Here is a 26710-nt window from a genome sequence, read left to right as displayed (position 1 = left end):
CATGGATCTCACAGATATTCCCGACGACGCCTACGACGGCGACGGGTCGCCGCCAGATCGCTCCGCGTTCGAATCGCCCGATACACTGCTCACCGGCGGATCGATCCGCGAGCGACTCCTGGATACCGTCACCGCGATCCGGACGCCGACGAAGGTCTCAACCATCGCCGACCGTGCCGACTGCGATACCGAAACCGCACGGGACTACCTCGCGTGGTTCGCCGAGATGGGGATGGTTCGTCGCTACGACGGGCGGCCAGCCCGCTATGAGCGCAACGACGCGTACTTCGAGTGGCGACGCATTAACCAAATCCGCGAGGACTATTCCGAAGCGGAACTCGTCGACCTGCTTTCGGACGTGATCGACGAGATCGACACCTACAGAGACCGCTTCGATGCTGACTCCCCTGATGAGGTCTCGCTCGTCGACGCGAGTCGAACCACCTCAACAGAAGCGGCGTGGGAAGCCCTCACAGAGTGGGAAACGCTCGAACGCCGCGCGGCACTGCTCGATGCGGCCCGCCGTGGCGACTCGGCCGGCGTCGACACCCCACACTCAATCGATGTCTGAAGAGCCGGCCGACCCGCCGAGTCGTGGCCCTATCGACGCGACGATCCTTGATCGGATTGCGACTCGACTCCGTGGCAGCACTCGCTTCGAGCGGGTCGAACGGCGGCCTGCGTACGCGCCGAACGCCGTCATCGCTGACTACGACCTCGGCTACTTTCCGGGCGGCATCGACCGCGCGTATCTCCGAATCCGCTGGTTCGAGACCGACGATTTCAGCATCCACTACGCCGAACAGTACCGTCGCGGTGATTCGTGGGCGTGCCGCTGGGATCGACACCCGAACGACCACAACGCCCGCGAGCATTTCCACCCGCCGCCGGATGCAGCGACCCCCGGTAGCGACGAGACCTATGCCGACGACTGGCGGGACGTACTCGCTACCGTCCTCACCCGTCTTGACGAGCGGATCGACGCCTTCTGGATCGACTGATTCGGGTGGTGTCGAGATTTGCTATCTACACAGCCCGATCACTCGATAGCGACCGGACAGCCCCGTATTTCGCCGCCGCGCATGCCGTCGGCGAGCCAGTAGGTCGACACCAGCAGCGCGACGACGGCCAACAGCGAGAGTTCGAGCCCGCCCAGTGGCAACAGGAGGACGAGCCCGCTCGCGCCGAACAGCGAGAGCACGCCCAGCAGAACCGCCGAGCCACAGGCCGCACAGCCCGCCCCGAGAATCCCGAGGAGGACGCCGACCGCGCTGCCGCCGCTGCCGGCCGCCGAGAGGTCGTGCTCGCGGACGTGATAGGCCACGAGCGCGAGGTTGCTCCCGACGAGCGTCACCACGACGAGCAGCGCGATCCCGTCGACGACGCCGTAGGTCGTCCCGATGAAGGGGTACTGCTCGACGACGAGGACGATCCGGTCCGCCAGCGGCAGCGACCCGCCGACGATCAGGTCGGCCGTCAGCGTGAGGTTCTGTGAGAGGGCGAACAGCGTCAGCGACAACCACGCGGCGAGCAGCGCGAAGACCGCATACGCCGGGATCGACAACACCAGCCGGAGGGTTCGCCCGACCAGCCGGAGGTCACTCCGGCGCGTCGGCAGTCGTCGCCCGAGCCGCGTCGTGAGTCGGCTCATCCGAGTTCGAGGGCGGTTTCGACGGTGTTCGTGCTGACGCTGCCGTTCAGCGACGTTCGGAGCGTGCCGTCGACGAACGCGAACGTTGCCGGCGTGACGCTGCCAGCACCGGCTTCCTCGCCGGCTGAAAGTGTCGCCTCGATTCGGCTCGTCGCGGCGTCGGAATCGGCGTCGTCGATGACGGCGGCCGCGTCGAGATCGGTGTTTTCGTCGAGCCACGTTTCGCTTCGGCTGCGGACGTTGTCGGTGTTGAAGGCGTCCTGGTCGGCGAAATAGTGCTCCAGTAGATCCCAGAAAACGCCCTCGTCGCGGGGGATCGTCGCCTCCAAGATGTGGGCCGCCGGCTCGCCCCACGGGTAGACGACGGGGTATGGCCGGACGGCGATAGCGAGGTCGCCGTCGGCGACGTAGCTGGATTCCAATTCGGTGATCGTGTTCTGGTGGAACGTCGCACACCGCAAGCACGAGGGGTCGTCGAGCACCACGAGCGTCGCGGGTGCCTCGAAGGGATCGGGGCCGAGATGCGGCCATCGATCGAGATCCTCGCCCAGCGGATGGTCGGCGAGGGCGACGCCGGCCTCGTCGTCGCCGTTGCCGCCACCACCACCGGTACAGCCGGCGAGCCCGACGGCTGCTGCTGTCGCGGCCGTGCCGAGGAACCCTCGGCGTGTCGGGCTATCGGTCATGGGTCACAGCTCCCTCTGCGATGTTCGACCGCCTGTGCTGGCTTGTCAGCGTGGTCACCGCGGTACCGTTCATATCACACCTATCGCCTCGTCGCTATATGAGGGTTTGTCAGGTTCCGTTTGGACTCCGTTCGAAGACTCTCTAGACTTCCGGTCGGTAATGACCGCTGTGTTGCCGAAAACCATCGGATACAAACCCCTCAGCGAGAGAGCTTCCCTATGACACTCGAATCCGAGATTACGGCTCTCTGGAACCGCTACGATGACGGTCTCACCGCTGACGACGCGACCGACGACGATCTCGCCACGCTTGAGGCCTTCCTCGAAGCCCTCGAAGCCGGCGAGGTGCGCGCCGCCGAGAAAACCGGCGACAGCGTGACCTCGTGGGAGGCCAACGCGTGGGTCAAAGAGGGGATTCTCCTCAATTTCACCCTCCGACACAACCAACCACAGGAGTACGGCGGCGTCAGCTACAACGACGTCCTCCCGCTGCGTCGCACCGACGACCTCGCCGAGCGCGGCACGCGCAACACGCCCGACGGAACGACGATCCGCCGCGGTGCCTACCTCGGCGAGGACTGCATCATGATGAGTCCCTCCTTCGTCAACATCGGTGCCTACGTCGGCGACGGCACGCTCGTCGACTCCTGCGACACGGTTGGGTCGTGCGCCCAACTCGGGCAAAACGTCAAACTCGGTGCGAACACGCTGATCGGCGGCGTCCTCGAACCGGTCGAAGGCGCGCCCGTCATCATCGAAGACGGTGTCTCACTGGGTGCGGGCTGCCGCGTCACGTCGGGCTTCAAGATCGGCGAACACTCGATTATCGGCGAGAATACGCTGTTGACGCCGCGGATCCCGGTCTACGATCTCGTCGAGGAGGAGGTCATCTACGGCCACCTGCCCTCGGAACGCCGCGCGTTCACTCGGTTCGTCGAATCCTCCGTCAGCGAGCACGACCTCTTTGAGGGCGGCGCGTACAAGCCGGCGGTCGTCGCCACCGACGTTGAGGAGGACACGCTGGAAGCGACCCAGCAGGAAGACGCGTTGCGGGAGTAACGCTACGGCGTCGTGTTCAGATCCGTAGTTGTGTACGACGAATAGATTTAGAAAGCCCTCGGCAGGCTCGACTCCCGGGACTCGCTGCGCGTGGTTCGAGAGAGCAAGCTCTCTCGTCATCACGAAAATCTTCGATTTTCGAACGACTTCGTCGCTCACTGCGTTCGCTCCTGCAGTGCTTGCGTCGTCACCAGAAATCGGAGATTTCTGCTCAGTAGAATCGCTAGCTGGCGGAGCGGATAGGCTAATTTTATTGGGAGCGAAGCAACGGATGAAATGAAATCGGAAATCCGTTGCTTCACCAGAGAGTGCGTGAGGCTAGCTCAAATGATTGTCGCAGATCCAAGCGAACCGGCCGCCCCAAGTGGTGGCGGCCGGTTCGCAGAGTGGACAATGCTAGCGTTACACTGCGTTCGCATCAAATTCGGCAAATCGTACCGAGAGACAGTTGATTTGTTGAGCGAGATGCCGGGAATTCTCGCAGAGCTTGGTTTACGGTATCCGCCTCATTTCACGACGCTGTGTGATTGGTTCAAACAACTCCCAATGAGTCACTGGCGAACCCTGCTGGCGCTGACGGGCCAGCAGGGTTCGTATGATGGAGCAGTTGATGCGACAGGCTTCTCTCGGGGGAAAATCAGCCAGCACTACGCCCAACGCAGTGGCTACAAACGTTCAGCACTGAAAGTGACAGCCCTCGTGGACATCGATTCGTTGTTGATTACTGATGTCCATTGCACGACTAGCGGGAAAGATGACAATCCGATTGGCCGGCAGGTCGCCCGCCGGAATGCGGGCGACCTGCAGCGGCTACTCGGCGACAAAGGCTACGATTCGATGCCGTTTCGGACAGAATTGAACGCTGCTGGCATCGAGCCAGTCATCAAATACCGCGAGTTCACTGACCACGACCGCGCACACAACGGTAGGCTCAAAGACGCCGGCTATGGCCAGCGCTGGATGGCCGAGACAGCGTTCTCGGCCATCAAGCGTACCATCTCGACGAGCGTCAGTGCTCGATCGTGGTTCCTCCAATTTCGTGAGATAATTCTCATCGCCGTCGTCTACAATATTCTGCGACGCTTACGACAGTGAATTCCAGTGCAGTCTATCGATCCTACTGGGCAGAGATTTCTGGTTGGCTCACGAGAGCTGCTCTCGTGAACGTCCGGGTTCGCCGACCCTGCCTCGCCCTTTCAGTCCGCCAGGGCGTGATCTGATCAATCGGCCGACCCACCTGCTTGCTCGGTGTCTCTACTCACTGGCCTCCTCAGAGTAGAAAGAATCAACAGGCGGCTCGGCCAACAATCGCTGTGAACGAACGCTTTGGTCTCCGCTTTGCGGATGTCAACCTCCAACGACATCTCGGCAGGCGGCTTGCCGGCTTTCTGGTGGTCGTCGCCGTCGCCTACGCGGTACGACCGCTGTTGCATGGTCTCGTGTATCAAACGCTCTACAGCCCATTCGGCCTCCTCGTCATCGGGACAACCGTTGTCGCCGCGACCGCGCTGTGGTTTCTCCCCCCGCTCGCTGGCGCGCCGGTCGACGGGATGTCGACGACCGTTTCGCCGTTGTTGTCGGCGTCGGCGAATCAAAAACTCGGGCTCCTTGTCGTCGTCTTCACCGTTGGCTTGCTCCTCGGCTTTGTCTACTCGGTGCCAGCAGGGATGGTCACCGAGCGAACCCTCGCCCAGGAGACGATGGGTGAGGCCGACCAAATCCAGGAGTTCCCCCGTGTCAACGCCGAGAACCCCCGGATCGCGCCGCGGGCGGTCGCCGACGTACAGACCAGAGGATCGGTCTCCTACCGCACGCATCGACTCGGCCCCAGCGACATCGCCCGCGCCGAGGACGGCTCGCTGGCGTGGTCGTACGCCATCGAACCCGACGGCTTCCGCAACAAGCTGTTGAGCAACCAACGCGGCGTGTTGCTCTCGGATATGACGCGGATGGAGGATCGGGAGATCACCGCCTACGATAACCAGACGTTCGCCATCGGTGAGGGGATGTACCTTCATCGCGGCTCGGCGTGGAACCTCCGGACGACCGACTACCTCACCCAGTATTTCGATGATGCCGTCGAGTTCACCCACGACGGGCAGGCCTACATGTACTACCCCAAGACGGTTCATGAGTGGCGGCTGACGCCGCTCCCGCATACAGTGCCGGTCTGGGACGGCGGCGCGCTGCTGCACACGAACGGCACTATCGATCACCTCTCGCCTGAGGAAGCCCAAGCCAGCGAGATCCTTGAGGGTCAGCGGCTCTACCCGCTGTACAACAGCCGCCGGCAGATGGAATCACTCGGCTACCGCAACGGCATCATCAACCAGCTTGAGGTCGTCGGCGAACACGCGGGCGAAGTCGAGGTCGCCACGCTGCCGGCTGGCGCGGGCAACAGCCAGCCGTTCGTGATCGACTTAGAGGGCGAACGGATGAGCTACGTGACCGCGATGGAACCGTACGGCGAGGACACCCGCGGGCTCGATGAGATCTGGTTTATCGACGCCGCGACCGGCGAGCTCCGATACTTCGGTTCGGAAGGCGAGACGCTGACCGGCCCCGAGCGGGCGATGGGGATCGTCCGCAGCGAGGACTCCCAGACCGGCTGGGGCGACAACTTCCAAGTCGTCGAACCGATCCCGGTGTTCATCAACGACGAACTCTGGTGGCACAGCAAGGTCGTCCCGGTCGATAACACCGACATCAGTCGCAGCGTCTTCGTCAGCGCGTCCAGCGGCGAGGCGGTCGAACTCGGCGACACCGAGTCGGTGCGAGAGTTCCTCGCTGGCGGCGACGCCGACGACCTCGACAACGTCGACACCGAGCCCGCGCCTGACGATCCGAATGTCGCCTACTATATCGTCGTCACCGACGCCGACGGAACCGAGATCGCCCGCATTCCGGTCGAACCCGGCCAACAACCATCGATCAGCTACGAGCCCGCCAACGCCTCCGGGTAGGGTGAGCTACCACTCGGGCACCGGGTGGTGTTTAGAGACCAACAGCCATCTGGCTGGGTCGACTGCCCGACCAAACCACGCCCTGGCGGCCTGCGAAAATCGAAGATTTTCGGGCGACCAGAAGCTCCGCTTCTGGTAGACTGAAAGGGCGAGACGCGCCCGACGAACCCGGACGACGCAAGCACTGCAGGAGCGAGCACCGCGAGCGACGAAGCGCGCAGCGAGTCCCGGGAGTTCTGCGAGCGTAAGCGAGCAGAACCTCGAAAGCCGAGCGGAGCGAGGCTTTCGGTGGTCGAGCGCGTCGAGGGCTTTCTACACTCTTTTCGACCGCAACTTCGCATCTGCGAATTACGACGACCCGAACCAAAGCATTGAATCGCTGACCGCCCCCACAACAGGTAATGGCTGTACCCGATCTCGCCGACTCTCCGCCCGTCCGCCGGCTGGCCGACTGGGACGACCAGCAGCTTCGGTCGCTCGCGGCGACCCACGACACGCCGCTGTACGTGATCGATCTCGACCGCGTGCAGGCGAACTACCAGCGGTTCTCGGCGGCGTTTCCCGACGCTCACGTCATGTACGCCGCGAAGGCCCACACCGGCCAGTCCGTCCTCTCCGCGCTGCTCGATGTTGGCGCGGACATCGAGTGTGCGGCGTGGGGTGAACTCCAACGCTCAATCGACGCGGGAGCCGACCCCAACACCCTCCAGTACACTGCGGTCAACCCACCGGATCACGACCTCGATTACGCCGTCGATCTCGCCGACGACGCACCGGGGTTGACGATCACTATCGGCGCGACCGACACGCTCGACCGGCTGGCCGAGCGCGGCTACGATGGCCGCATCGCCATCCGAATCAACCCCGGTATCGGGACGGGTCACCACGAGAAAGTCGCCACCGGCAACGACGCCAAGTTCGGGATTCCCTACGAGCAAGTGCCGGAAGTCGCCGAGCGCGTCCGCGAGGAGTTCGATCTCGTCGGCCTCCATTCGCATGCCGGCAGCGGCGTTCTGACCGACGACCTCGAAGACCACTGTGAGGCTATCGAACGCGTCGGCGAGATGGCGCGCCGCGTCGGCGACCTCGAATTCGTCGACATCGGCGGCGGGTTCGGCGTCCCCTACCGCGAGGACGAACCCCCACTCGATCTCGACAAAACGGCCGAAATGGTCAGAGCGGCGGTCGGCGAGATCGACGCCCAGCTCAAATTGGAGCCGGGCCGCTACATCGTCGCCGACGCCGGCCTCATCCTGACGACGGTCAACACGATCAAGGAAACCCCGACCGCGACCGTCGTTGGCGTCGACGCCAGCCTCGCTACGCTCATCCGGCCGGCGATGTTCGGCTCCTACCACCCCATGCGCAACGTCAGCGCGCCCGACCGCGAGGCCGAACCGGTCACCGTCGGCGGCCCGGTCTGTACGAGCGCGGACGTGTTTGCGACTGACCGCCCCATCGCGCGGCCCGAGCGCGACGATATCCTCACTATCGGCAACGCCGGCTCGTACGGCTACGAACTCGCCAGCCAGTTCCACTCCCAGCCGCGACCCGCCGAAGTCGCCCTTGAGGACGGCGATGACCGCGTCGTCCGACGGCGCGAAACGCTCGACGACGTGACGCGGGTCGAACAGTGAGTGAGGCAGCAATGGGCTTCGATATCGAGGAATTTCACGCCCAAGCCGTCAAAACGCCCTCTCACGAGCACGTCGACGAGATGCGTGACCTTCTCGTCGAGACGTTGACCGACGCGGGCCACCCGCCCCGAATCGACGACCACGGGAGCGTGCTCGTCAGTCGTGGCGCGGGCGACGCTGCTGACGACAGCGACGATCCTGCGAGCCCCCACATCGTCCTCAACACCCACATCGACACGGTCGCCCCGCACGTCCCCTACGAGCGCGACGGCGAGATCGTCCGCGGGCGGGGTGCCTGCGACGCGAAGGGGCCGCTGGCCGCGTTGCTCGCGGCGTTCCTCCGAACCGACCCCGACGAGGGCACGCTCACGCTGGCGATCACGCCCGACGAGGAGACCACCCAGATCGGGGCGGCCGCTCTCGCGGGCACGCTTGCGGCCGACGGCTACATCGTCGGCGAGCCAACTGATCTCGACGTCTGTGTCGCCGCCCGCGGGCAGTGTGAAGCCGAGATCACGGTGATGGGAGCCGGTGGCCACGCGGCCAGCGTTCCGGCCGCCGACAACCCTGTTTTCGGCCTCAGACATGTGTTGGATGGGCTGGCAAGCTACGATGATACGATCGGCCCCGACAGCGACGAATTCCTCGGCGATCCAAAGCTCACCCCGACGATCGTTGCCGGCGGCGACACGCCGAACCGCGTCCCGGATGAGTGCCGACTCACCGTCGATCGCCGGAGCGTCCCGCCGGAGACAAGCGAGGAGTTTGCGGCGTCGCTGGCGACACATCTCACCGAGCAGGCACCCGACGAACAGTCCGTCGCGGTCGATCTCATCGATCCGGAGACACCATTTCCCGACCCCTTTGTCACCGACCGCGACGCCGCCATCGTCGACGCGCTTCGGATCGCCAGCGGCGGCGACGTGCGGGCTTTCGGGGCGGCAACGGAGGCCTCACATTTCGCGCCGACCGCGCCGACGGTCGTCTTCGGGCCGGGCGTGTTGGCCGACGACGAGGGGGCGGTCGCCCACGCCGACCGGGAGTATGTCCGGCTGTCGGACGTGCGGGCGGCCGCTGATGCGGTGACGGCTGCCCTCGACAGGCTGTACTAAGCGTCCTGCCGTCGGGCGTCGGTTGTGTAGACACTCTTATTAGTAGTCATTCAATAATTTCGGCAATGCCAACGCTTCGCGTGCTCTATGTCGGGACGGCCGATCCGCCCGACGTACTTACCAACGGGGTCGAGCCGGCGACCGCAGACCACGAGTTCTCGGTCACCACAGCCGAGACGACCGCGGGCGGCTTGCGGGCCTACGACGCGGAGCAGCCGGACTGTCTTGTTGTTGAGCCACCACTGGATACCGACATCGGCGAGTTTCTCTCACAGATGCGAGAGCGGGCTCCGGAGCTGCCGATCTTGCTGTTTGCCTCTCCGGCGGATATCGATGTCGTCAACAAGGTGTTGGCTGCGGGGGCCGATTATGTGCCAAAAACCGACGATGACAGCCAGGCGGAGCTGTTGACCACCCGGATCGAGATGGTCGGCGGCGCAACCAGTGCTCACCACTCCTCGGATCCATGGCGGCAGTCGACGGCGGCAATCTCGCGGCTGTACTCGATCACGAACCAGTCGGATCTTTCCTTTACGGAGAAGCTTGATCGCGCCCTTGAGGTCGGCACCGCCGATCTCGGCTATCCGTTTGCGTACGCCACACGGATCGAAGACGACAATGTTGAAATCCTGGCGGTTGCGGGCGATCATGAGGGGATCACGGTCGGCCAAACGACGCCCTTGTCCGACAACTACTGTCAGCTGACGATGGCCGAAAACGAGCCGGTCGCCATCAGTGATGCGGGAGCCGACGAGGCACTCTCCGAGCTTCCGGTGTATACCGAACTCGGGTTGGCGTGTTACATCGGCGCGCCGATCACCGTCGACGATGAGGTGTATGGCTCGCTGTGTTTTGCCGGGAACGAATCCCGCGATCCGGAGCTGATCGAAGCCCAGAAGCTCACGGTCAAGACGCTGGCCCAATGGGTCGGCTATGAGATCGAACGCAGCCAGCGCGAAGAGGAGCTCGAACGGCAGGTCGAGCGACTTGAGGAGTTTTCGCATATCGTCTCTCATGATCTCCGAAATCCCCTGAACATCGCCCAAGGGCGGCTTGAGATCGCCCAAGAGAACTGCGATAGCCCACATCTTGCGACCGTCATCGACGCCCTCGACCGGATGGAGGATATCATCGAGGATACGCTCATGCTCGCCCGACAGGGGCAGTCCGTCGACAACATGGAGCCCGTCGAGATCACCGACCTTGTCAACGACTGCTGGGAGCTGATCGAGAGCCCGAACGCTGAACTCCGTATCGTTGACGACTTCACGGTTCACGGCGATCCTAATCGGCTGTCACACGTCTTCGAGAACCTCTTTCGGAATGCGATCGACCACAACGAGGGGCCGATCACGATCCGTGTCGGTCTGAAGAATGTGATGTACACCAACACGCGCGCGCCCGATAGCGGCACCTTCGGCTTCTTCGTCGAAGACGACGGTCAGGGGGTTCCGGAGGGTCGTCGGGAATCTGTCTTCGATGCCGGCGAGACAACCCGCAAGGACGGCACCGGGTTCGGACTCCCGATCGTCAAACAGATCGCCGAAGCCCACGGCTGGGAGGTCGAACTCACCGATAGTTTCGATGGCGGCGCGCGCTTCGAGTTTACAAACGTCCGGTAACGGTTAGGTGTCAGTTGGCTCGTCGTCGGTGTCGTCGCTTTCGGGTTTTGTTGTCTCGGTGTCAGCGTCCTCGTCGGTGTCGCTGGCACTGTCGCTGTCAGTACCTTCGGCGTCGTCGACGTCGTTAGCCCCATCGTCGTCGGCGTCCTTGGCACCGTCTTCGTCGTCAACGTCCTTCGAATCTTCATCCTCGGCAGCGTCCTCGGCGTCGTCATCCCCACCGTCACCAGCGTCGACGGCGTCAGCAGCCGTCTCGGCTGACTCGTCGTCGCCGTGATGTTCCGGTTCAGCCTCTTCAAGCCCGGCTTGCCCCTGTGCGTACACCGGTTTTGTCTTCTCATCGCCGGCGATCGCCTTCGCCGAGAGATACGTCAGGACTGCCAAGGCGACGAACGGGACGATCATCAGGCCGAGCATCACCCCGGAGGTTCTGACATCGAACCCCCAGGGCATGACCACGACGAAGACCCCGATGAAAAACAGAATAATCCCCAGCGGGATGAAGTTGACCACCAGATCGAGCATCGTTTCTCGATCGAAGATCTTGGTTTCCATACCACGAGATACTTCAGGGCGCACAAATAGGTTTCCGGTTCGGATCGGCTTACGCTGGCCGTTGTCGTTTCGGAACGAGCAGCGTGCCGGCGATCACGCCGGCGACAAGAACAGCCCCGCTGGCCAACACGGCGTAGGCCCGCATCGTCATGTCGGCACCGACCTGCGGGTTGACATAGAGGATCGCCCCGCCAAGGCCGAACAACAGCAGTGCCATCGCCCCGAGGGCACGCCACGGGGCCGTGACGTAGCCGGCTTCCTGAAGCATGCCGGCGATACAGCCACAGAACAACAGCAGGCCGCCGACGGCAACCGGCAGCACGTCAAAAACGAGGCCGATCTCGGAGATCGGGACGCCGAGGGCGATAAATAGCGGCCACGGGCTTGCCTTGCGGTACTGCTCGCTGAGTCCCGGCGTCTCGTCCATAGGTGTACTAGTAGATACAGCGTAAAACACGCTTCGGAAGCAACAGCGTGGTCTCGGCGGTTATGGCAGCGTGATCCCGTGTCGGCTCAGGAAGTTGCTGGCGGCTTTGATCTCGATCGGGCTGCCGATGATCCGGCACTGTTGGCCTTCCGGCTGAACGACAGTGACCGTGTGCTCGGCTTCGAGATCATCCTGAATTCCTTCCAAGGAACGACAGGGGAGTTCGATCTGCGTGCTGTCACGCAGTCGGGTTGGGTTCGGCATATCAGCTCGTCTGAATGTTAGGCGGATAGCGTATAATGATATCGAAGTCATTGTTCGGACTCTCTCGTGTGGTTGGGTTGCTTTTTTGACCGTGTTATCTACTACACACAGTACTTTGGCTCGTACTCGCCGTTACTGTTTTTAATACACACCTAATACACACAAGTATGGAACGCAAGAATATTACAATCCGCGAAGATCAGGCCACGTGGATCGACGCCACCGACCGCAACCTTTCGCAACTCGTCCAAGCGGCGATCGACGACGAGATGGGTCCCAGTGATGACGAACTGGCTGCGGCGTATCAGGCCAACGCTGAGGATGCCGCTGAGACGGCTGCTGCGTGGGCGGCGGCATCCGCGGAGGCGACTGAACAGCTTGGCGAGCCACCGACTGACAGCTGATGGTTCGCCGTGGCGATATCGTCCGCGTTGACCTCGGCGGCCCGGACGATGACGATTCCCGGGGTAGTGAACTGTATAAATCACGTCGAGCCGTCGTGATTCAAAACGATACTGGAAACAAGTTTTCTCCGACGACAATTGTTGCACCGCTCTCGAAGGGCCATACTGAGTATCCGTTTCACGTCAACCTCCCTAGATCGATGGCTGAACTCGAAGTTGACTCTCATGTCCAACTCGATCAGATCCGGACAGTCGATATCGAGAAACGGATCACCGATCACTTCGGCCATGTGACTGATAGCCAGTTGGCCGATATCGATGACGCGATTCGTGTGTCACTGGGGTTGTTGGAGCGCTGAGCCAGACCACGACTCGCCGAATGAACAGCCTTTTCGACGGCAATGGCCCACTGACCGATAATGGGACTGGAGGAGGAGATCGAATCGATCCGCGAGGAGATCGCCGAAACCCCGTACAACAAGTCGACAGAGGCCCATATCGGTCGACTGAAGGCGAAACTCGCCGAGAAGAAAGAAAAACTCGAAAACCAGTCCTCTGCCGGCGGCGGTGGCGGCTATGCCGTCGAGAAACACGGCGACGCCACCGTCGCCCTCGTCGGGTTCCCCAGCGTCGGCAAATCGACACTGATCAACGCGCTGACCAACGCCGACAGCGAAACCGGCTCCTATGAGTTTACGACGCTGGATGTCAACCCCGGGATGCTCAAATACCGCGGCGCGAACATCCAGATCCTCGACGTGCCGGGACTGATCGAAGGCGCGGCCGACGGTCGCGGTGGCGGCCAAGAGGTGCTGTCGGTCGTCCGCACCGCCGACCTCGCCGTCTTCATGCTCTCGGTCTTCGAGATCGACCAGTACGAACGACTCCGCCAGGAGCTCTACAACAACAACATCCGGCTGGACACCGAGCCGCCGAGCATCCACATCCGGCAGCGACACAAAAACGGGATTCAGGTCAACAAAAGCGACAGCGTCAGCCTCGACGAAAACACGATCAAGGAAGTCCTGCGACAGAACGGCTACGTCAACGCCGAGATCACGGTTCGTGGCGACCCTTCGATCGACGAGCTGGTCGATGGGATGATGGACAACCGCGTCTATATCCCCTCGATGGTCACGGTCAACAAAGCTGATCTGATCGATGAGGATTACCTGCCGACCGTCCATGAGAACCTTCGGGGGCACGACATTGATCCCGAGGAGTGTATTTTCATCAGTGCTGAAGAGGAGCGCGGGCTTGATGGGCTGACTGAGCGCATTTGGCAGGAACTCGGTCTCGTTCGGATCTACATGGACAAACCCGGCCGCGGCGTCGACTACGACGAACCGCTGGTGCTGCGAGAGGGCGATACCATCGGCGACGCCCTCACGAAGCTCGGCGGCGAGTTCGAGGATCGGTTTCGGTTCGCCCGCGTCAGCGGCCCGAGCGCAAAACACGATGACCAGCAGGTCGGGACCGACCATGAATTGGCCGACGAGGATGTGTTGCGGATCATCAAGAGCCGCTAACTGTTGCTCCCGAGCCGCTACTCGCTACCGTCCAAGCCGCTACTCGCTGCCGACGACCGACAAGCATACGTGATTGTGTGCACAATGTGTGTCTATGAGTTCGAGCACCCGCGTTCATTTCCGCGCCCCTGAGCGGCTGATCGAACAGGCTGACGCGCTCGCGGTCGCGGAAGACAAAAACCGGACGGATGTCCTCGTCGAAGCCCTCCGAACCTATCTCTCTGAGGCGAGCAACGAGGAGGCGGTTCAGCAGGCGATCGCGGACGCCTACTACGAGGATCGCCTCGATTTCGAGCAGACGAAAGCCATCGTCGGCACGGAGACGGCCCAGAACTTCCGGCTGCTCAAACAGCAGCTGTCGGATGACTCGCTCAGCGAGGAGCTTGCCGACGCCATCGACGAATGAAACTGGTCGCCGATACGTCGGGGCTCGTGAGCATTGCAAGTACCCCTGAGGCGCGGCAGGAGCTGTTGCCGCTGCTGCTGGATAGCTACGAGGTGACCGTTCCCCAGCAGATCACCGACGAACTCGAATCTATCAGGGGGTATGACGACGACCACGCGACCGCCGCGGGTGCGGTTCTTGAAAGCAAACCGCGGCTCACGGTTGCGACGGTCGATCTCGATTCAACGTTCCCGCTCGATGACGGCGAAAACGCGGTCGTCCAGCTGGCCAACAGCCTCGACGCGCCGTTTTGCTACTGCGACGAGTACAATCAACTGTCGCTGATCCACGCCTCGCTGTCGGCGACGCGGCTCGTGACGACACCGCGGCTGCTCAAGGCGTTTGTCGTCCGCGGGCTGGTCTCGAACGACACTGCAATGGAGTTGCTGGATGGGATCGCAGATGTACGGAGTTGGAACGGTAACGCCTACGTACAGCAGGCGACACGGCTGTTCGAATGGACGGAATGAATCGATCCCCACCTGCCGCCGTGGCTGCACTTCTTGCACTCGCCTTCGTCCCGTGGGTCGTCCAGTTCAACGCACCCGGCGATCTCACAGCGGTGATGAGTTGGGGCCTGCTCAACACAAACCCATGGCACGCACTGCCCTTGCCGAGCTATTTCGGCGAAACACAGGGCCTCGAAACGCTGCCGTGGTCACTCCAGGTCTGGCCGCTCGGCTTCGGCTTCTACTGTGGCGCGCTCCTGAGTGCCGCCAGTGGTGTCGTCTTTGAGTGGGAAGACGTGCGGGTAACCGTCGGCCTGCTCGCGCTGTCGGCGGTCACGTCCGTCATCGTCTGGTGGGGGCTGCTCGGCCGCGGAGCCGCCGGGACAATTCCGGTCGGCGTGGTTGCGATGGCGATGGTGGGTTGGTGGTTCTACTATCCGGTGCTTGGATCGATCGGCGCGCCGCCCGCCCCGCCGGGGGAGTGAACCATCCCGGTATCCTTTTCGCGTTGGCGACCCCATTTCCGGTGTATGACTGGGACACTCGATCACGTCATGATGCGGGTCGCGGATCTTGAGGAGTCGCTTGAGTGGTATCAGACCCACCTCGACTACGAGGAGAAGGAACGCTACGAAGGCGACGGGTTCACCATCGCCTATCTTGGCCCCGAAGACATGCACGAGGACGGGGCGATGCTCGAACTCACCGAGAACGACGACGAGGTAGAGTACGAGGTCGGCGACGCCTGGGGCCACATCGCGGTTCGGGTGCCCGAGGGTGAGCTTGAGGAGCACTACGAGCAGCTGATGGACGAAGGCGTCGACGACTACCGCGATCCGGAATCCTGTGGTGGCTCGTATGCGTTTGTCAAGGATCCCGACGGCCACGAGGTCGAGATCGTCCAGCGGGATTACGGCGCGCTGTGGTCGCTGGATCACACGATGATCCGCGTTGAGGACGCCGACGAGGCACTCGGCTTCTGGGCGCGGAAGTTCGAGTATGTCGAGCCGCGCTCGCGGTGGGAGGCCAGCTCCTTTGCTAACTACTTCATGGCACCCGAAGACGACGCCAAGGAGGCGATGTGGCTCGAACTCACCTACAATTATGACGGTCGGGAGTACACGATGGGCGACGCGTGGGGCCATCTCGCCGTCCGCGTCGACGACCTCGAAGACGACTGGGAGCAGCTCATGTTGCGCGAGGCCGACGACTACCGCAGTCCTGAGGAGTGTGACGACCTCTATGCGTTCACCCGCGATCAGGACGGTCACGAGATCGAGTTGATCGACCGTGATCCGGACAGCGATTCGCTGTTCCCGTTCTAACTGATCGGCGATCCCCGATCCGGGCGCATTCTTTTTGCGATACCGCTGTGAGAAGCAGGTATGAAGCTGACAGTCTGTGGGTTTGGCGGGGTTGGCTGCCGGATCGCCGACCGGCTCGTGGCGGCTGACGGCGATCGCTCGCGGTCGTTCGTCGTCGACAGCGTCGCCCTTGATACCGACCAGCGTGATCTGTCGAGTCTGGAGTCGATCCCGGATGACCGACGCCATCTCTACGGGGTCATCGAGGCCGAGGGGGCTGGCGTCGAGGGCGACCGCAGCGTCGGCGCGGCGGCGGCCGACTCCGAGGCAACCGAACTGGCCAACGCCGTCGACGACGCCGTTTCCTCGCAGACCGACGCGATCCTCTGTTGTGTCGGCCTCGCTGGCGGCAGCGGCGCGACCGCCCTCCCGCGGATCGCCGACGAGCTGCGACGTGTCTACGATGTTCCAGTGTATGGGCTTGGGATTTTGCCGGCGGGTTCGCCCACCGCCGACGATGGGTCGACATCGACAGCCGCACGCAACACCGGTCGCGCGCTCGCCGATATCGGCGCGGCGACCGACGCGCTGCTGTTGTTCGACAACGAGCTATGGCTTGGCTCCGGTGACAGCGACACCGACCCCGACACCCGAGACGACCTCAACGAGACGCTGACAACGCGGGTCGCCGCGCTGTTTGCGGCCGGCGAGGGCGATCACGACCGCCAGATCGCCGAACGCGTCGTCGACGCCTCCGAGGTACAGAACACCTTCGCTGCCGGCGGGATCGCCACCATCGGCTACGCCAGCCAGACGATCGAGCGACCAACTGAGTCCCGGTTCGGGCTCGGGATCCTCGAACAGGAGGGCGAGATCGACGACACAACCGCGATCAAGGCTATCGAGACAACCTCCCGGCGGGCGGTTCGCGGCAAGCTCACCGTCGAGATCGACCGCGAGTCGGTGCAACGCGGGTTGTTGATCGTCGGCGGGCCGCCCGACTGGCTGAATCGCCGGGCGGTCTCGGATGCCCGGTCGTGGTTGGCCCAGGAAACCGGCAGCGTCGAGATCCGTGGCGGCGACATGCCCGATCCCGACGGCGACACGATCACGATGATCGCGCTGCTAACAGGTGTTGGATCGTGCCCGCGCGTGAACGCGTTCCGTGCGGCGGCCGATCGCGGGTAGGTATCTACTCGTCTTGGCTAGCGAACTGTGGCGTGCTGTTTGTCCGTTCCCACAGCCAATCCCGGAGCGAGCCGCCCTGATCGTACCGTGCCCAGATGTAGGCCGTCGACGGGAAGACGACGATCGCGGCGACAAACGAGTAGAAGACGCTGACAGCCATCAGCAGCCCGAACTGGCCGAGGATCGGCGAGATAGCGAGTACGAGCGCGCCGGTGCCGATCGAGGTCGTCAGCATGCTGCCGGTGAGCGCGCCACCGGTGCCCTGGAGGGTGATCTTGAGGCTTTCATCGGTGCTCTTGCCAGCGGTGTACTCGTCGATAAACCGGTGGGTCATATGCACCGAGTAGGCGACGCCGACGCCGACGGTGATCGAGAGGATCGTCGCCGTGACAGCGTTGAGCGAGAGGCCGAGTACCCGCATCGTCGCCAACAACACCGCGACCGTCACGAGGATCGGGAAGACGTTGACGACGCCCAACAGCGGTTTGCGTTCCAGCAGCCAGTAGACCCCGACGAGGAAGATCCCGGTCAGCCCGATGGCGACAAACAGGCTCTGGAACGCCGACTGGAAGATGAGGTCGGTCACCGCCTGGAAGACGACGATCGTCCCGGTTGGGGTGGCGGCAGCCCGGAACTCCTCGGCGTACTCCCTGGAGTCGGCGGTGATCTCGCCCTGGGAGGCGTCGGATTCGACGGCGAACTCAACGCGGATCGCCCGCCGATCCTCGGTCAGATACTCGTCGGTGCGGTCGGCCGCCGGCGAGGATTCGAGCGCGTCGTAGATCTGTTCGAGGTTGCGGTCGGGCACCCCGTTGCCATCGCGGTCGTTGCGGGCGACGAGGGCGGCGAACTCGGGATCACGGTCGGCGTAGTCGTTGATGACGGTGATGATGCTCGTCGTCTCCGCACGGTTGTCGGTCGTCAGATAGGTGTCGGGTGGATCCCTGGTTGTTCGGTACACCGACTCAAGGGCGGCATCACGGGTGAACGGCCCCTCGATGTACATCGTGATCTGGTCGTCGTTGCCGGCGGCGAAGTTGTCCTCGATGAAATTGATGCTGCCGGCGGCGGTGTACTCGCTGGGGGCGAACGGCTCAGGGAGGCCTTCGATGTAGTCCGGGAGGTCTTCGGGTGGGAGGAAGTCCTCCTGTTCGAAGCTTCGATCAACACCCTGCCCGTAGGCGGCGGCCCCGCCGGAGATGACCAAAAACAGCAGCAGCAAGGCGATCGGCGCGCGCTTTGAGATGGTCGCGCTGGCCGGTAAGATCCGGCCGAGGATCGATTCCTCGGTCGCAAGCGGCGCGGAGCCAAAGCTGGGAACGTTGAACCGCTCGCGGTTGCGGTCGGCGATGATCTTCGCCGCCGGCAGGAAGAAGCTGAAGATGAGGAACGTGAAGATGATGCCGACGCTGGCGACGATCGCAAAGTTCCGGGTCGGCTGGAAGTTGCTTGTCAGATTCGCGCCAAAGCCGAATACCGTTGTGACCGTCACGATCGCAAAGGCAACCGCCAGCTGGCTGTTGGTGATCGTCATCGCCTCCCGCACGTCGAAGCCGTGGATCTTCTCCTCGCGGTAGCGGTTGACGATGTGGATCCCGAAGTCGATGCCGACCGCAAGCAGGAGGATCGGCACCGAGATCATGTTCTGGTCGAAGGGGATACCGGCGTAGCCGATGAAGCCGAACGTCCACAGCAGCGTCAACAGTAGCGCGACCAACCCGAGAACGAGATCGATCGGGTCACGGTAGGCGACGATCAAAAACAGCAGGATCAGGCCGAGCACCGCGGGCATAACGATCCCTAGGGAGTCGCCGATGACGTTTGCGGTCTCGCTGTTGGTGATCCCGAGCCCGAAAACGCGGATGTCGCCGTCGCTTCGCTCGGTGATCTCCTTGACACCTAGTTGCACCTCTTGGAGGTTGTCACCTTGCGGTGGGAAGGAGTGGGTGAGGACAGTTATCGACGCGCCGGCACTCGCGGTCTGGCGGTTGAAATCTTCCGAGACAAGTGCCTGAAACCCTGGTCTGTCCGCGCTTTGCCGCACCGCGGTTCGGAGCTCCGTCTCGCTGGCGCGGCTGATCGCCCGGCGTTGGGCCGCGTAGCCCTCGGCATCGGGATCGAGCTGTTGGGCGATGATCGTCGCCGGCCCGGTGGCGTCGGTCAGCCGGAGCTCAGCGCGCTCGTTGGTACGTTCGATGATCGCCAGCGAGCGCAGCAACGCCGGCTTGCTGAGGGCGTTTTGACTCTCCTGTAACAGCTGGGTGGATTCCTCGGAGTCGCCAAAGGTCGCACCGAACTCCTCGTTGACAGCGTCGAGAGCCTCCTGGGCGTCGATATCCTCGGAGAAGGCGTCCGACTGATCCTCGACGGTCTCGATCATCCCGAGCCCGCCGGTCAGCAGGACGGTGACCGCGAGGAAGGCGGCGACAACCGCCAGGGGCCGCCCGAGGATGAGACTGTTGAGCGCGTTGAGCGACGGTTCGAGGTCGAGGCCTCGATCGGCCATCTACTCGTCTCGCAGCCCGCCAAGGTCGTTGAGTTCGCCGCCGTTGCGCCGCCAGAGGAACGCGCCGATCCCGGCGACAACGAGCAGGACGAGCAGGAGCGGGAGGATCGGCGAGCCGCCGCCATCGTCGGCGGGCTCGGTGACACCGATCGCCAGCCGGTAGCTGTCGGTGAGCTTGCTGTCACCGTCAGCGTCGGTGTACCGGAAGTCCATCGAGGCGGGGTAGTTTTTGATCGTCGCGCCGCTGGCCGCGCTCAGATCGACGGTGACCGTGGTGGTCTCGCCGGGATCGAGCTCGGTGGTGAACGTCTCGTCGTTGGAGCTACTGAGCGGGTCGTCGGCGAACAGCTTGCCCTCGATGTCTGAGACCGGCTCACCGAGGTTGTTGGTGACCTCGATATCGAGGGCGCGGCTGCTGCCGGCTTCGATCGATGAATCGACGGGTTCGATCAGGAAGGCGTCGCGTTGGCCGCCGATGTCGATGAGGAACTCGGTATCGTTGTCGGACTGGCGGATGCCGTTCTCATCGCGGAAGGAGACCGGGAGATCGAAGCGTTTGGGGACCGCTTCGGCCTCGCTGGTGACCTCGACGGGGATGCTGAACGGGGCTGTTTCGCCGGCTTCGATGTCGCCGACAGCGACGTTGCTTTCGAGGGCGACGACGGTTTCCGAGTCGGGTGCGAAGCTGACCTCGGCGTTGGCCGCGTCATCGCGGCCGACGTTTTCGAGTTGGCCCGTGATTTCACCCTCTTCGCCAACGCGGAGATTGCTGTCGAGTTCAGTGACCTCGAAGCGGGCATCGTCGGTGATCGTGACGCGGATTGTTCGCTCAACGGAACGGGAGTTTTCCGAGGTTTGCGCGCGTACCGAGGGTGCATCCCGTGCCTTGCTTGTGTAGCTGTAGTCGAGGTTGACTGTGAGCGTATATGTACCTGGGGACGCCGAATCGGGAACAGTTAGATCGAACTCCGGGGTTCCGGTTTGTGCTTCGGGCAGTTCGCCGATGCTTTGTTCACCTGTTTCCACGGCGATTGGTGTACCGCCGGCATTGAGGCTGACGGCTACATCCCGAGCAGTGGTGACGTACTGGCGGTCGCCTGCACTACCGCGCTGGAAATCACCCTCGTTGCCGATCTGAACGGTGAGTGTTTCCTCGCTTCCAGGTGTGAGGTCGTTGTTCGGGGCGTAGGCGTTGAGCTCGGGTGAGCCGAGGGCGTCTATCTCACCGCTTTGGGCCACCGCAATACTCGGTAGGATTATGAGAGCGATCATAACCACTATTATCACTTGACGACGGCTCGAGGAGAACATTATTTGATTGATGAAATTGAGTTGGCTGACAGCCAGCTGTTGTCATACGTCTGTAGTCGTTGATCGGATCTTTTATTGATAAAAAATGGGTTCCCTAACAACATAGTTTTGATGCGCATCTATTTTGCTTTGTATTGATTTAGATAAATTGTTTGTGAAACACACCGTTAGTTGTCTTGTGTTTATTTTAATTGTCTATTGGTTAGAATAAACTATCAGCGGAGTCGATCAATAGATATATTGGCTTGTCCTGCATGTGGTAACAAGATACACACGAGAGTTGCTCACTTTATTACAAGTATTACACAATATATTTATATCGTCACATACTAAGATCAATGAGCGAATGATTTGTCGGCGCAGACTTATTAGCGGCGTATTATTCTTTTCGATAGTCTTAGTTTTGATCACCACAATTGGAACAGTAGGAGCAGCACCCTCTTCGACAGCAGTTGTAGATACTGATAATTCTTCGTCTACACCAATCGATCCAGCTTTGCACTCTGCTACTGGCCACGTGGAAGTTGTTGTAAGATTGTCTGAAACAGAGCGGCTGCAGATTGCACAAAGTGATACTCCGATTGACACACTACAAACCAATGCCAATCACACGCAGAAGCCAGTTATTGATTACGCAGAGCGAACGGATGGCATAACAATCAAAGATCGGTTCTGGGTGACAAACGCTGTGTTGTTGGAGGTGGATACAAATGCTGTTGATTTAGAGGATGTTCGTTCGATCACTGGTGTCAAACGACTTCACAAGAACTTCAAAATCGAGGTTGGTGATACACAATCGGTATCATCAACGAATTATACGACAACTATGTCGCCTGCTACTATCAGTTCTGACGCTACTGATACATATACATATGGGCTTGAACAAATCAATGCTACGAGTACGTGGCGTCGATTTGGTTCAAGAGGTGAAGGGGTTAGGATCGCAGTGCTCGATACCGGGGTAGATGCTACGAACCACTCCGACCTTACACCCGCTACCGGTGGTTGGAAGGACTTCGTTACGAACCAACCAGAACCGTACGATGATAATGGGCATGGTAGTCATGTGAGTGGAACCATTGTTGGTGAACAAACTCCGACAGGTATATACTACGGTGTCGCTCCAGAAGCGGAGCTCTTTCATGGGAAAGTATTTGCAGATGATGGACAGGGCGATTTTGCGACTCTATTAGACGGATTAGAGTGGAGTATTGACAACGAGGCGGATATCATCTCACTGAGCCTCGGTGCAGATGGATACTATCATAACCTTATTGATCCAGTTCAGACTGCTAATGCTGCAGGTAGTGTTGTCATTGCTTCTGTTGGTAACGATGGTTCTGGTACTTCCAGTTCTCCAGGGAACTATTATAATACAATTAACGTCGGTGCGACAACCGAGTCGAAGACGGTATGGTCTGGTTCTGGTGGAGAAGAAATTAGCACTGCGGATGTATGGGGAACAAACGCACCCGCATCGTGGCCTGATACATATATTGTTCCAACAGTTACCGCCCCGGGTGAAAATGTGGTTAGCACCTACTCTGAAGGCAGGTATGCGGAAATAAGTGGTACAAGCATGGCCGCACCACATGTCACGGGGACTGTTGCGCTTATGCAGTCTGCAACAGACGAGTCACTTACACCGACAGAAATTGAGGCGGCATTAGTCGACTCAGCGTGGAAGCCTGATGGGTCTTCTACTGACCGTGATACCCAGTACGGGAGCGGTATTATTGATGCCTACCACGCGACGGCTACTGTCACTGACACCGCTGAGGCGGATCTAACACTTGATTCAGCAATGACTAATACTGACACAGCTGTCGTGGGTGAGTCCGTTGTGACGGAGATTAGTGTTATAAATAGAGGCGATGCTACCGGGACTTTTGTTGCCTCGCTGCAAATTAATGGAACTCTTACGCAGGCTAAATCTGTTGATGTAGCCCCTGGGGAAACAGAACAGCTTTCCTTCGTATCGGAATTTGATACGTCTGGGAACTATGTGATTACCGTCAACGGCGAACCTGCTGGGACTGTTACCGTTTTGGAGCCTGCCAATTTTAATATCTCTGCGGTCGATCTCAATCCAGCGACTGTTTCGAGTGGTGAGTCGAGTGAACTAACTGCGCGTGTTGAAAACACTGGGGGAGTAGCTGGAACACAGGAACTTGTTGCGACAATCACCGGAGAAGCCTCAATTGAGCCATTGAGGCGATCTATCTCTCTCGGCGCGGGTGAAACTGAATCGGTGTCGTTTGATGTCCCAACAGCATCGATGGCTCCCGAGACATATACCGTTACGGTAGCGAGTAACAACGATAGTCGATCAGCGGAGTTGACAGTGCGTGATTCGCCGTCAATAACTGCCGAGCGCACTGTTTCAGATGCTACTGTCTCACCGGGTGATCAAACAACAGTCTCGGTTGAGATCGATTCAGATCGTTCAATTGATGATTTACGGGTGAGAGAATCGATTATTCCTTCTGCCGCAGCGCTTTCAGCGACTAATGACCCCACCGCAGTTGTCATTGAGGAGTCCGAGTCGAACGATGAGGTATTCGCTTCGTGGCAGGGAACCGACAGCGCGACACTACAGTACGTTGTGACCGTTCCTGATACTGGCTCATCAACACTCGAACTGTTTGGAACTGTCACCGATACAGATGACACGACAGTTACTGTTCAAGGTGATAGCCAAATTACCGTTGAGACCACGGTTGCGACGTATGCTGGAACAAATGGTCGTATCGGGCCACAGGGTCTCGGTGACGCTGCTGCCGACTTCCGTAATGGTGAGATTGGGACACAACTCCTTGGAGACGTGGCTGCTGCCTTCAGAACGTATGAGAAGGTAATGTAAGCCTCAACCCAACTATTACACTGTGGGAGTCCTGCTGTTCACAATTGTTTCTTACCCACAACTTGATCAGAATTTGGGTGAACAGGATCAGCGAGCACCTCACTTTCGAGACCCGAGTTTGTCAGCTGTTGCTTTTTTCGACGTGACCGTGAATTTCTAACTCCATGTTGACCTACTGTACTGTTGTGAACTACACACATCAGGACGAGTTCACGAAATATACCAAGTTCGCGCACGCACGGCGTCGCCGAGCGTGCGCTTGATCGTCGAGAAAACGGTCTCACACATCGCTCGTTGGCGGTATCGAGGCCCATCGATCACGCGCACAACGCGCGGATCGATGGGCCGGAACTCACGATGTTTGATTAGTGGCCTCACGCTCTCTTCGCAGAGTTTTTCGCGTAATTCCATCCAGTCATAGCCTTTGTCGGCGACGAGGCTGGCGAGGTCGCCCACGTTGCGACGGGCGACCTGCCAGCCGAGCTGTGTGTCGTGGCGTTTCTTGGTCGTACAGTGAACGTCAAGAATAGCCTGGCTTTTTGTGTCGACAAGAGCGGTCGTTTTGAGTGTTTGGACGCGGTAATTCGTCCGACGGCAGTAGTGTTTGCTTGCATTTTCGCGGTGGAAAAACGTCGCGTCGATAGCAGCATGTCCGCTCGGATCATGCAGCTGCACCGAGAGGCGCAGCAGCACTCGTCAGAGTGCTGTCTTGATCCTGTCAAACCACTTCACTAGCGTCGAGTGATGTGGGAGATCGGCCGGTTCAAGGCCGATCTCCCCGAGAATATGTGGCATCTCACTCAAGAGATCCAACGTCTCTCGGTAGGACTTCTCCAAGTAAACTCGAAGACAGTGGCGATACGACGGCATAATCGGCGAAGCCGCCACCCCTTCAGGGGCGGCGACTTCGCCTCGCTCACCGACAGCATTTTTAGCTAATTGAACCGCTTTGCTCGTGAAGCGGGAAATCTTCGACATGGATCATCGGCGGTTTCCCGCTTCGTGCCACTAGTTCTGACGGCCAAAATCGACGCTTTCCAGCGATTCACCAGAGCCGATCAGTAGAACTGTGTGACGGAAATCATGCTCCTGATGGATCTGAGTCTCGAAAGTGAAGATTTCCCACCGCAACCATTTTATTGTGCCCCGGTATACTATGTTATGTTGTGGATTTGGTGAGATGCCGGCCCCAAACCGTGAGGGGCGGGAAGTCGGCGGTGGTTCCACGGCGATGACACGGGATCCGATGGGCCTTATTAACTAGGCCACAACCCTACAGCGAGGGAAATAAACGAGAGTTCCCACGGTATGCTGCCGGTTCCCCTCTGAGTGCGACTGGAACCTCGAAGGCAACCACAAAACCGAATCCGATGGTCGGATTCCTCCGCCACGCGGAGGAAGTCAAACAACAGATTGTATTAGGATACGGCATGTCAGTAGAATTCCCCTCTCTCAGTCGATTTCGTCAAGCTAAGTATACTGGTAAAAATCGATGTTTACCCTGTACTATAGTCAATATCATAATTTCTATCTTTTTGACAAGTATTGTTGTTATTTTTGGTTATATTGTTATCAAGCCTGTTATTAGTTTTGTGTGTGGTGGGTGTGTTCTTATATTATCACTACTTTCAATTTATCTCAGGGGGTATCTTGTGCCAGGCACACCTGAACTTACCAAACGATACTTTCCGCCGTGGCTACTCACGATATTTAATAAAGAGCAGAAGATTACTGAGACTGAAACAAAAACAAACCCAGAACCAATACTTGTAGCTGCTGGAGCACTTGATGAATGTAACAATGGAACTGATCTCTGTATTACAGCTGATTTCAGTGATGATTGGCAAACAGAAATCGACAAAATGAAAAAATCTGGTGGTGAAAGTCAACTACTTGACTTTTTTAATGTTGAAGACGGTAACGTTGAGTATAGTGAACGCGATGAGATGTTTGTTGCACGTGTAGATGGAACAATTATTGGGCTTTGGGACTCAAAAGTTGCATTTTTTGCTGATCTTGGTGCTGTACAGGTTCTTTCGGATCGAATATCGAATTGGTCTGGGTTTGAAACAAACGAACAGCGTCAATTACTCAGCGGATTACGACTCTTCGCAGAAACATGCCCCAGCTGTAGTGGAACTCTTGATTTTCGTACTAAATCGATTGAATCGTGTTGTTCGACATATCAAATCGCGGTTGTACTTTGCAATGAATGTGGTGCTCAATTATTTAAATCAAATATCAATAAAATTTAATATTCCACTCACTTTCGAGGCTCTGATTTTTCACCGCTGTCGCGTTCTGAGTTGATAAAAACCGTGAGAGTTCCACAAAAATATTCATGCACGTTAGTTATTTCTCGTATCACGGTTTAAAATCTCTGTGTAATCTAGTCACGGACGTAACTTTCGCAAGCGATCAGAACCAAGGAATGTTTCGATGGTATCAGCGTCACGTGGTGAGAGGTCGCGGTGAACACAGTTCCAAGTTGGTTCGATTGGGTTGAGATCAGGTGAATAGCTCGGTAACGAAACACGAGTAATTTCGAGCGATTCAACCACGTGATCGATTAGATACGGAAAGTGCGACGAGAAGTTATCGCAAATGAGCAGAATCCGAACCTTACTACATACATTACCGACCCGCTGGCCCTGAAACCCACGGAACCAGTTCTGAGACGCACGAATCATACCGCTCGGTAAAAGGCTGTTCAGAGTCTTTTTTGTTTCGTGTAC

Annotated in this window: 26 protein-coding genes and 1 pseudogene; 18 read left to right on the top strand and 9 right to left on the bottom strand. The window is 59.7% G+C overall.

The features are described 5' to 3' along the window. Position 1 precedes the first annotated feature (1 nt). Together EWF95_RS03755 and EWF95_RS03750 are read left to right on the top strand one after the other, a co-directional pair. A complete protein-coding gene (locus EWF95_RS03755) occupies positions 2-571 on the top strand; it encodes a DUF7342 family protein (protein ID WP_142442719.1) in 570 nt (189 codons plus the stop codon). After that, positions 564-1001: a hypothetical protein gene (locus EWF95_RS03750; RefSeq protein WP_142442718.1), complete on the top strand. Its 438-nt coding sequence runs from the start codon at positions 564-566 to the stop codon at positions 999-1001. Before EWF95_RS03755 ends, EWF95_RS03750 begins: the two co-directional genes overlap by 8 nt. Positions 1002-1039: 38 nt before the next feature. Here EWF95_RS03750 and EWF95_RS03745 read toward each other — a convergent pair whose 3' ends face one another. Both EWF95_RS03745 and EWF95_RS03740 read right to left on the bottom strand, forming a co-directional pair. Then, entirely contained in the window at positions 1040-1651 is a 612-nt protein-coding gene (locus EWF95_RS03745) for a hypothetical protein (protein ID WP_142442717.1), read from the bottom strand. After that, positions 1648-2337 carry a DsbA family protein gene (locus tag EWF95_RS03740; protein WP_142442716.1) on the bottom strand — a complete coding sequence of 230 codons (690 nt, stop codon included), beginning with the start codon at positions 2335-2337 and terminating at the stop codon, positions 1648-1650. The genes EWF95_RS03745 and EWF95_RS03740 overlap by 4 nt, the downstream gene beginning before the upstream one ends. A gap of 219 nt (positions 2338-2556) precedes the next feature. Here EWF95_RS03740 and EWF95_RS03735 point away from each other — a divergent pair, with 219 nt between their 5' ends. From EWF95_RS03735 to EWF95_RS03710, 6 genes are all read left to right on the top strand, one after another. Beyond that, a complete protein-coding gene (locus tag EWF95_RS03735) occupies positions 2557-3396 on the top strand; it encodes a 2,3,4,5-tetrahydropyridine-2,6-dicarboxylate N-succinyltransferase (RefSeq protein ID WP_142442715.1) in 840 nt (279 codons plus the stop codon). Positions 3397-3672: 276 nt separating this feature from the next. Further along, positions 3673-4491 carry an IS5 family transposase gene (locus EWF95_RS03730; protein WP_142442714.1) on the top strand — a complete coding sequence of 273 codons (819 nt, stop codon included), beginning with the start codon at positions 3673-3675 and terminating at the stop codon, positions 4489-4491. A gap of 218 nt (positions 4492-4709) precedes the next feature. Further along, complete coding sequence (locus tag EWF95_RS03725; RefSeq protein WP_142442713.1) at positions 4710-6359, top strand: hypothetical protein; 1650 nt, start codon at positions 4710-4712, stop codon at positions 6357-6359. A gap of 401 nt (positions 6360-6760) precedes the next feature. Further along, entirely contained in the window at positions 6761-7996 is a 1236-nt protein-coding gene (lysA, locus tag EWF95_RS03720; protein ID WP_142442712.1) for a diaminopimelate decarboxylase, read from the top strand. 11 nt (positions 7997-8007) lie between these two features. Beyond that, a complete protein-coding gene (locus EWF95_RS03715; protein ID WP_142443141.1) occupies positions 8008-9108 on the top strand; it encodes a M20/M25/M40 family metallo-hydrolase in 1101 nt (366 codons plus the stop codon). Between the two features lie 65 nt (positions 9109-9173). Then, the gene (locus EWF95_RS03710) at positions 9174-10730 is read left to right on the top strand and encodes an ATP-binding protein (protein WP_142442711.1); all 1557 of its coding nucleotides are present in this window, start codon (positions 9174-9176) and stop codon (positions 10728-10730) included. A 3-nt stretch (positions 10731-10733) separates the two neighbouring features. Here the strand turns inward: EWF95_RS03710 and EWF95_RS03705 are convergent, their stop codons facing one another. From EWF95_RS03705 to EWF95_RS03695, 3 genes are read right to left on the bottom strand one after another with little or no spacing between them, the layout of a single operon-like run. Further along, positions 10734-11285: a DUF6684 family protein gene (locus tag EWF95_RS03705; RefSeq protein ID WP_321167576.1), complete on the bottom strand. Its 552-nt coding sequence runs from the start codon at positions 11283-11285 to the stop codon at positions 10734-10736. Between the two features lie 49 nt (positions 11286-11334). Continuing rightward, the gene (locus EWF95_RS03700; protein ID WP_142442710.1) at positions 11335-11712 is read right to left on the bottom strand and encodes a DUF7541 family protein; all 378 of its coding nucleotides are present in this window, start codon (positions 11710-11712) and stop codon (positions 11335-11337) included. A 60-nt stretch (positions 11713-11772) separates the two neighbouring features. Beyond that, positions 11773-11976 carry a VNG_1110C family protein gene (locus EWF95_RS03695; RefSeq protein ID WP_142442709.1) on the bottom strand — a complete coding sequence of 68 codons (204 nt, stop codon included), beginning with the start codon at positions 11974-11976 and terminating at the stop codon, positions 11773-11775. Positions 11977-12143: 167 nt separating this feature from the next. On the opposite strand from EWF95_RS03695, the gene EWF95_RS03690 reads away from it, so the two are divergent. The 8 genes from EWF95_RS03690 (at position 12144) to EWF95_RS03655 (ending at position 17295) form a co-directional block, all read left to right on the top strand. Next, a complete protein-coding gene (locus EWF95_RS03690; protein ID WP_142442708.1) occupies positions 12144-12380 on the top strand; it encodes a hypothetical protein in 237 nt (78 codons plus the stop codon). Continuing rightward, entirely contained in the window at positions 12380-12739 is a 360-nt protein-coding gene (locus EWF95_RS03685; RefSeq protein ID WP_142442707.1) for a type II toxin-antitoxin system PemK/MazF family toxin, read from the top strand. Before EWF95_RS03690 ends, EWF95_RS03685 begins: the two co-directional genes overlap by 1 nt. 60 nt (positions 12740-12799) lie before the next feature. After that, the gene (locus EWF95_RS03680; protein ID WP_142442706.1) at positions 12800-13909 is read left to right on the top strand and encodes an OBG GTPase family GTP-binding protein; all 1110 of its coding nucleotides are present in this window, start codon (positions 12800-12802) and stop codon (positions 13907-13909) included. A 94-nt stretch (positions 13910-14003) separates the two neighbouring features. Then, positions 14004-14315, top strand: coding sequence for a hypothetical protein (locus tag EWF95_RS03675; RefSeq protein WP_142442705.1), 312 nt, complete (start codon positions 14004-14006; stop codon positions 14313-14315). Further along, complete coding sequence (locus EWF95_RS03670) at positions 14312-14824, top strand: hypothetical protein (RefSeq protein WP_142442704.1); 513 nt, start codon at positions 14312-14314, stop codon at positions 14822-14824. Before EWF95_RS03675 ends, EWF95_RS03670 begins: the two co-directional genes overlap by 4 nt. Then, positions 14812-15288: a TIGR04206 family protein gene (locus EWF95_RS03665; RefSeq protein WP_142442703.1), complete on the top strand. Its 477-nt coding sequence runs from the start codon at positions 14812-14814 to the stop codon at positions 15286-15288. The genes EWF95_RS03670 and EWF95_RS03665 overlap by 13 nt, the downstream gene beginning before the upstream one ends. Positions 15289-15333: 45 nt before the next feature. Next, complete coding sequence (locus EWF95_RS03660) at positions 15334-16128, top strand: VOC family protein (protein WP_142442702.1); 795 nt, start codon at positions 15334-15336, stop codon at positions 16126-16128. A 60-nt stretch (positions 16129-16188) separates the two neighbouring features. Continuing rightward, positions 16189-17295 (top strand): tubulin/FtsZ family protein, encoded by a 1107-nt coding sequence (locus EWF95_RS03655; protein WP_142442701.1) that lies wholly within the window; start codon positions 16189-16191, stop codon positions 17293-17295. A 4-nt stretch (positions 17296-17299) separates the two neighbouring features. Here EWF95_RS03655 and EWF95_RS03650 read toward each other — a convergent pair whose 3' ends face one another. Continuing rightward, positions 17300-19801, bottom strand: a complete 2502-nt coding sequence (locus tag EWF95_RS03650; RefSeq protein WP_142442700.1) for an efflux RND transporter permease subunit — start codon at positions 19799-19801, stop codon at positions 17300-17302. After that, positions 19802-21040, bottom strand: coding sequence for a COG1361 S-layer family protein (locus tag EWF95_RS03645; RefSeq protein WP_185911687.1), 1239 nt, complete (start codon positions 21038-21040; stop codon positions 19802-19804). It lies immediately after the preceding gene. A 328-nt stretch (positions 21041-21368) separates the two neighbouring features. Here EWF95_RS03645 and EWF95_RS03640 point away from each other — a divergent pair, with 328 nt between their 5' ends. Continuing rightward, entirely contained in the window at positions 21369-23975 is a 2607-nt protein-coding gene (locus tag EWF95_RS03640) for a S8 family serine peptidase (protein WP_142442698.1), read from the top strand. 182 nt (positions 23976-24157) lie between these two features. On the opposite strand, the pseudogene EWF95_RS03635 reads toward EWF95_RS03640, so the two are convergent. Next, a pseudogene (locus EWF95_RS03635) lies at positions 24158-24953 on the bottom strand (IS5 family transposase); the annotation flags it as partial. 452 nt (positions 24954-25405) lie between these two features. Between EWF95_RS03635 and EWF95_RS03630 the strand changes: the two are divergent. After that, positions 25406-26230: a hypothetical protein gene (locus tag EWF95_RS03630; RefSeq protein ID WP_142442697.1), complete on the top strand. Its 825-nt coding sequence runs from the start codon at positions 25406-25408 to the stop codon at positions 26228-26230. Positions 26231-26368: 138 nt separating this feature from the next. Here EWF95_RS03630 and EWF95_RS13905 read toward each other — a convergent pair whose 3' ends face one another. Then, positions 26369-26665: a transposase gene (locus EWF95_RS13905; protein WP_142442696.1), complete on the bottom strand. Its 297-nt coding sequence runs from the start codon at positions 26663-26665 to the stop codon at positions 26369-26371. Positions 26666-26710: the final 45 nt, after the last annotated feature.

The sequence above is a fragment of the Halonotius roseus genome (assembly GCF_006861655.1).
GTDB classification, from domain to species: domain Archaea; phylum Halobacteriota; class Halobacteria; order Halobacteriales; family Haloferacaceae; genus Halonotius; species Halonotius roseus.
The sequence above is the reverse complement of the archived record's forward strand: the minus strand, read 5'-3'. Positions and strand labels throughout refer to the sequence as shown.